The organism is Paenibacillus sp. 01T424 (assembly GCF_056398745.1).
In genome coordinates, this window is the sequence record NZ_JBFTPZ010000110.1 from 1 (window position 1) to 1,018 (window position 1,018).

Below are 1,018 nucleotides of genomic sequence, written 5' to 3' on the forward strand. Positions count from 1 at the left end.
CCCCTTAGCCTTTAGCAGATAGGTCACTTAATGAGCAATAAAAAATAGCCACCTGGATGGGTGGCTCGCACTCAAAAAATGTCAGTTTACACGGGAAAGATTCAGATGATTCAGAACTTGAGTATAAGAGACATTAACATTCCCTTCACTGATCGACGATGCGCGCAATACGGGGAAGTATGTACCTGGTTAGGAGATGGCATATATCTTCGGCGTTAGCAGAACGCCCTCAACCACCAAATAATAATTCTGCAAGTCCAAGTTCTTATTGTAGTTTTCTGTTGGTATATTCATTGGATAATGAGTAATCTCAACTAATAAGCAAAAATGTTTCCTGTTAATTCTCTAATCTAAAACTGTAGATTTAAGTTTCATAGCATCTGAAAATCCTATTCGGTATGCCTGCATAATAACAAGACTCTTTTGAGCACATATTTCTTCGAGTGCATATAGAGAATTATGTGCAGACTCAGGTGTGACTTTTTTAAGTTCACTTAAGATATCATTAAATCTTTTAGAAAGACCCTCATTTTCTTCTTCACATACTTTCAAAACTTCCCAACTTCTTTGTTCAAGCTTGTGATCAATCCATTCCATAAACACTTGTTATGTCTCCTCTCGCGTTAGCAAACTTGTTTAGTTTTTTTCGGCTTTGTTATTTCAAGCTGAAATTTTATGATTCTAATTTTGTCAATGAGTACTTCAAACTAAATATTAATTCAATTTAAACCCATATAGTACCACATGTAAATGAAAATTCACGATCGCGAATTATTTTCGAAATTCGACAAAAATTGACATAATACCCCTTGACTAAATTCGTTCAAATCAATTGAGAATAAAAAAAGCCCACTTATGTTTCTGAGAGCCTTGGTCAAGACCCCTATTTGTAGACATTGCAAAAAACACCTAGGCAGAAAGCTGACGTCTGTAAGCAACAGGCGTCATTTTTTTTAGTTTTCTCTGCGGTCGCTCGTTATTATAGAAATGCAAATATTCTTCAATTCTCCTTTGTGCC

The 1,018-nt window shown here is 35.6% G+C and carries 2 protein-coding genes; both read right to left on the bottom strand.

Features of this window, described 5'->3' with window-relative positions; translation table 11 throughout:
• Positions 1-345: 345 nt before the first annotated feature.
• A complete protein-coding gene (locus tag AC1DPK_RS34130; protein ID WP_441887202.1) occupies positions 346-603 on the bottom strand; it encodes a hypothetical protein in 258 nt (85 codons plus the stop codon).
• Between the two features lie 306 nt (positions 604-909).
• Positions 910-1,005, bottom strand: a complete 96-nt coding sequence (locus AC1DPK_RS34135) for an IS3 family transposase (protein WP_477513027.1) — start codon at positions 1,003-1,005, stop codon at positions 910-912.
• Positions 1,006-1,018 lie beyond the last annotated feature (13 nt).